Raw genomic sequence first — 5,649 nt, 5'->3', positions numbered from 1 at the left:
GGATGCCACCGCGTACGGCTACGAGGACGCAGGCTATTCGCCGGCGGAGGGCGACCCTGGCATGCCCTACCCGGAAGACTTCGGCTTTGCGGACGAGGACAACCAGGGCAATGCCGGTTTCAACGGCGGCAGCCCCAATCGCACACGCCCCAACCCACGCCAGAACAGCGCCCGCAAAGGCCCGCTCACCCTGGCTGAACGCCTGGTGCTGGTGCTGCTGGATTACCCCTCACTGATTGACCAACACCCGCTGCCCGAGGGCATCGAAACCCTCCCGCTGCCGCATATCGACCTGCTGGTCCAGGTAGCCGGCCTGTGTCGGCAAAACCACAGCGCCGCCGCGCTGCTTGGCGCCCTGATGGCGCTGGAGCAGGGCGAAACTCTGTCTCGTCTGCTCAAGGCCAGCCTCAAGCCGCCCATGGGCGAAGAAATGGCCACCCGGCTCTGGCTGGATGCCCTGTCACAGCTGGAAGTCACCCGGCTGGAAGCCGCCTTGCTGGAAGTGGAACAGGCCGGCATGCCCGACCCGGCGCACTGGCAGGCGCTGCATAAAGCCCTGGCCGAAGCGCGCCAGCACGCCCGCAAACCCTTCGGCTAGCCCGGTCCGTGCCATACCCCCGGGGTTGCATTGACTGGCCGTAGCCCCCACATCCCGGTATAATACGCCGTTTTCCCACGCCACCATCACGCTGGCCAGCGCAAGCTTCCAGCACGACGTTACGGGCTTTATTGCATGACGACTCAAAAGCAGCAGCAACAATCTCAGCTGAAGCAGTTGATCGCACTGGGTAAGGAACAGGGCTACCTTACCTACGCCGAAGTGAATGACCACTTGCCGGATTCCATTACCGACACCGATCAAGTGGAAGACATCATTCAGATGATCAACGACATGGGCATTACCGTGGTGGAAAAGGCCGCCGATGCCGATCAGTTGACGATCGATGAAAGCGCCGACAGCACCGACGAAGTCGCCGCTGAAGAAGCCGCTGCTGTGCTCGCCTCCGTAGAAAACGAACCCGGCCGCACCACTGACCCGGTGCGCATGTACATGCGCGAAATGGGTACCGTGGAGCTGCTGACCCGCGAAGGCGAAATCGAAATTGCCAAACGCATCGAAGAAGGCACCCGTGAAGTCCTGCACGCCCTCGCCTTCTGGCCCGGCGCCGTCGACATGGTGATCGACGAATACGCCCGCGTGGAAAACGAAGAACGCAAGCTCACCGACATCATTGCCGGTTACCTGGATCCCAACGACGATGGCGCCGCGGCAACCAACGCCAACCGGGACCCAGCCTTTGCCGAGAAAGCCAAAAAAGCGGCAGAAGAAAAAGCCAAGGCCAAAGAAAAAGCCAAAGACGACGACGCTGATGACAAAGACAGCGACGACGATGAGGAAGAAGATGAAGGCGGCCTGGATCCGGTTCTGGCAGCAGAGCGTTTCGAAACGCTGAAAAAACTGCACGAAAAAGCCGAGCGCTCACTCAAGCGCAATGGTCGCGACCACGCCTCCAGCGCCAAGGCACTGGAAGCCCTGGCCGAACACTTCACCCTGTTCAAACTGGTGCCGCGCATTTTCGACGGCATGCTGGTGGGTGCCCGTGACAACCTGGATCTGGTGCGCAAATTCGAGCGTCAGATTATGTCTGCCACCATCCGCCGCGGCGGCATGGATCGCAAAGACTTCATTAAGGCGTTCCCCGGCAACGAAACCAACATGGATTGGATCGATGCCCAGCTGAAAACCAAAAAAGGCAAAGCCATCGCCGACAAACTCGGCGCAGTCAAAGAAGATGTGCAACGTGCCCAGCGCAAGATCGGCACCATCGAAGACATCATTGGTCTGCCCGTGGGCGACATCAAGGAAATCAACCGTCGCATCTCCATCGGCGAAGCCAAGGCCCGCCGCGCCAAGAAAGAAATGGTGGAAGCCAACCTGCGTCTGGTAATTTCCATCGCCAAGAAATACACCAACCGTGGCCTGCAATTCCTCGACCTGATTCAGGAAGGCAACATCGGCCTGATGAAAGCCGTGGACAAGTTCGAATACCGTCGTGGTTACAAGTTCTCCACCTACGCCACCTGGTGGATTCGTCAGGCCATTACCCGCTCCATCGCGGATCAGGCGCGCACCATCCGTATCCCGGTACACATGATCGAGACCATCAACAAGATCAACCGGGTACAGCGTCAGATGCTGCAGGAAATGGGCCGTGAGCCGACCCCGGAAGAATTGGGCGTGCGCCTGGAAATGCCGGAAGACAAGGTCCGCAAGGTACTGAAGATCGCCAAAGAGCCGATCTCCATGGAAACCCCCATCGGTGACGATGAAGATTCCAGCCTCGGCGACTTTATCGAAGACGGCAACATGGAATCCCCGGTGGACTCCGCCACCTCACTGGGCCTGGAAGAGGCCACCCGTGATGTGCTGGCCAACCTGACCGCCCGTGAAGCCAAAGTTCTGCGCATGCGCTTCGGCATCGACATGAACACGGACCACACCCTTGAGGAAGTGGGCAAACAGTTCGACGTGACCCGTGAGCGTATCCGTCAGATAGAAGCCAAGGCGCTGCGCAAGTTGCGTCACCCAAGCCGCAGCGAACACCTGCGCAGCTTCCTGGACGGCGACCTGTAATTAGTACGCCGGACGCTTGAGGCCAGACGCCGGACGCAAACCCGGGCTGCTCGCAGCCCGGGCTCATAATAAAAAAAGATCGGCCTTTTCCTGCTTCAAATACACGTTATAATCCATGCCCGCGCGTTAGCGTGGCACCGTCAGGCGTCGAGCATCCGGCGTCAGGCAACTCTTTCGGGCCTATAGCTCAGTTGGTTAGAGCAGTCGACTCATAATCGATTGGTCCCAGGTTCAAGTCCTGGTGGGCCCACCAATTTCTCTGTTCGACTACCATCTCTGGATTGCAAACGCTCTGCTCCTGAAACAAGAAAACCCCGCATCAGCGATACGGGGCATCCAGAAATCAGCGTTTGTTGTTGATACAGTCAGGCGGTTTCCCCAACCGGGTATTGCTTCATCAGTTTGCGAATCACTCTCTGCATATAGCCATTGAAAACGCCCGGCATGTGGCGCGCCACAAAACCCGTGAGTTTGCCCGCAGCGCCAGGAATAATCATCCACTTTCCCGCATCCAGGCCATCAACAATTTGATCGCAGGCCGCATCCGCTTTCATACAACCGGCCGTTTTCTTCAGTTCCAGTGAAATGGGGTTACCAGACAAACGCTCGCCATCCACCAACGGCGTTTCCACCTCCGGTGGGCAGATACAACTCAGATGAATCCCCAAGGCTTCGTATTCATAGCGCAGCGTGGTGGCCAGGCCGATAACACCGAACTTGGAGGCGCCATAGGCACTGTAGGCATAGTTGCTGGTATGCCCTGCCAGCGAAGCCACCAGCGCCAGACGTGAGCCAGACTCCATGAACGGCAACACCGCTGTGGCAAAATGCAGGCTTCCGTTCAGGTTGATATCAATGACCCTGCGAAACTCGGCAGGTTTCTGATCCGCCACCGTCTTGTTCAGTACCACGCCGGCAGAATTAATCGCCAGTTCTGGCGCACCAAACATGGCAATAGCATCAGCCACCGCTGCGGCGACCGCAGCATCATCGGTGATATCCATCTTGAAAAAGGACCAACGGGAACCGCTTTTTTCTGCCGACTGTGTCAGCACTTTTCTGTTGTCCTGACTGACGGCCAAATCCAGCACGCTCACGGTGTAGCCGCGATTGAGATAGCGTGTTGCCATTCCCAGGCCAAGACCACTTCCTGCGCCCGTAATCATTACATGCTTCATCTCACTCTCCTTCAATCCAGCTCACCGCTGGCTTTTAACCAGGCCTCAGATTCGCGCATCCCTTCGGCAAGACGGGTTTTGGGGCAATAGCCCAGCAGACGTTTGGCTTTTTCGATGGAAAAGCCGCCTTTGCGGGAAAACATCAGCATGGTGTCTGGCGTCACTTCGTCATGGCGCTTGAGTAGCTGATTCAATTTCCAGACCCCTTTGGTTAACGCCAACGCAGCAGTCAATGGCAAACTGCGGGGGGAGCCCGCTCGACCCGCCCAACGCCAGTGATGACTGAAAAATTCGTTGCAGGAAACCGCTTCGCCTCCCCAAAGAATGAAGACCTGCCCGGCCCCTTCTTGAAGACCTGCCGCCAGCATAATGCCGTCGAGCAAATCCTCGATAAATACAGGGGTAAAAACGGCTTTCCCATTATCAGGAAGAATCAGCTGACCGGCTTTGGCCATCCTCAACGGTTCAATCAACCAGGCACGTGAGCCCGGCCCATAGACATCACCGGGGCGGATAATGGTGACGTCTATTTCCCGTGCTGCATGCGCCGCCAGCGCAACGTGCTCGCTGGCACCTTTGGCCACGCCATACAGATAGCTATCGCCGATAGTGACCGGCCAGGTTTCATCGGCACCGTCCGGATAGTCGTACCCCAGTGCAGCAATGGAAGAAAAATGCACGAACCGTTTCGCACCAGCGGCCACGGCCACATCAATGGCCTTGCGTGTGCCTGCAACCGTAATCTGGCGATAAGCCGGCCATTGCGCAGCCAGGCTTACCACTGCCGCAGTGTGAATAAACAACTCACAGCCTTTGGCATGCGCCGCCCAACCGGGAGGATCAGCAATATCGCCGGCCACAATGCCGGCACTTTCATCGGGTTGCAGGTCCATACCCCGGACCTCACAACCCAGCGCCTTATAGCGCGCCATGATGGCACGCCCGATAAAGCCGCCTGCGCCGGTCACGAAGACGGATTTCGGCACCTCGGGCTGCTGCCCGTGGTGGCCGACTGGCATTGTTGTTGTCATATCCACTCTCCCGTTTCAGACAGCGGGAGCCATACAGCCGTATGACTCCCGGCCAGCATCAGCCTTTGATATTCGGCGCGTAGTCCGGCATGGACGGCTTGATATAGTTGGCCGGCTTCAGACCGTTCTCCTGGATGTACTGCTCGATCAGCAACGTGATGGAGTTGGCGTCCAGAATGCTGTGGTACTCGCCGTTCTCGTCGAAGTTCACGTTGGCGCCCTCCACCATCATGATGGTATCGGTCACTTCCGTGTTGTCTTCCGGTACCGAGAAGGTGTGGATGCTGCCGCCCGGCTCGAACAGGTAGCAGCCGGCCGTCTGCGGCTGATCCGGGTATTCCACATAGTTCCACTTGCCGGACAGCGTCCACAGATGGACGGTGCCGGTGTGGTAATGCATGGGCAGGCGCACCCCGGGGTGGAACATGACACGCAGTACCCAGATGCCACGGTTGATGTCGATGAACTGCGGCTGAACGTCCAGGCCCGGGACCATGATGTCCTTGTAGACCGGCATATCGTTGTTGTTCAGCGTCAGCAGGCTGTCATGATCTTTAACGGTAATCGGTAGCATGTTGGCTCTCCCTGAAATGATGTTGTTTGTATCGCAAAGCCATCATGCGCCGCTGCCAGGCCACGAACTTGATAAAGTGCGCCAATGATTTAGCATTTGGTGCCAGAACAACCACAACAGGCAGAGCCAAGGACAAACACCATGCAGGACTTTGCAAGGGCATCCGCGCTGTATGGATTCGACACCCTGATTGCCGAATACGGGCTGTCACACACCGAGCTGCTGCGTGAT

Annotated in this window: 4 protein-coding genes, 1 tRNA gene and 1 pseudogene; 3 read left to right on the top strand and 3 right to left on the bottom strand. The window is 57.8% G+C overall.

Features of this window, described 5'->3' with window-relative positions:
* From A3754_RS03640 to A3754_RS03630, 3 genes and pseudogenes are all read left to right on the top strand, one after another.
* Window positions 1–598 (top strand): annotated as a pseudogene (locus A3754_RS03640) (DNA primase); the annotation flags it as partial.
* 135 nt (window positions 599–733) lie between these two features.
* Complete coding sequence (gene rpoD, locus A3754_RS03635; protein ID WP_063518872.1) at window positions 734–2,635, top strand: RNA polymerase sigma factor RpoD; 1,902 nt, start codon at window positions 734–736, stop codon at window positions 2,633–2,635.
* 176 nt (window positions 2,636–2,811) lie between these two features.
* Window positions 2,812–2,888, top strand: a tRNA-Ile gene (locus A3754_RS03630).
* Window positions 2,889–3,000: 112 nt separating this feature from the next.
* Here the strand turns inward: A3754_RS03630 and A3754_RS03625 are convergent.
* Genes A3754_RS03625 through A3754_RS03615 form a run of 3 tightly spaced genes read right to left on the bottom strand, consistent with a single transcriptional unit; the run spans window position 3,001 to window position 5,418 of the window.
* Entirely contained in the window at window positions 3,001–3,813 is an 813-nt protein-coding gene (locus tag A3754_RS03625; protein ID WP_063518871.1) for an SDR family NAD(P)-dependent oxidoreductase, read from the bottom strand.
* A gap of 11 nt (window positions 3,814–3,824) precedes the next feature.
* Window positions 3,825–4,844: an NAD(P)-dependent oxidoreductase gene (locus A3754_RS03620; RefSeq protein ID WP_082872470.1), complete on the bottom strand. Its 1,020-nt coding sequence runs from the start codon at window positions 4,842–4,844 to the stop codon at window positions 3,825–3,827.
* A 58-nt stretch (window positions 4,845–4,902) separates the two neighbouring features.
* Window positions 4,903–5,418 carry a 2,4'-dihydroxyacetophenone dioxygenase family protein gene (locus A3754_RS03615; RefSeq protein ID WP_063518869.1) on the bottom strand — a complete coding sequence of 172 codons (516 nt, stop codon included), beginning with the start codon at window positions 5,416–5,418 and terminating at the stop codon, window positions 4,903–4,905.
* Between the last annotated feature and the right edge of the window lie 231 nt (window positions 5,419–5,649).

This window comes from Alcanivorax sp. HI0083, from assembly GCF_001635175.1.
This window is presented reverse-complemented; position numbering and strand designations above follow the sequence as displayed.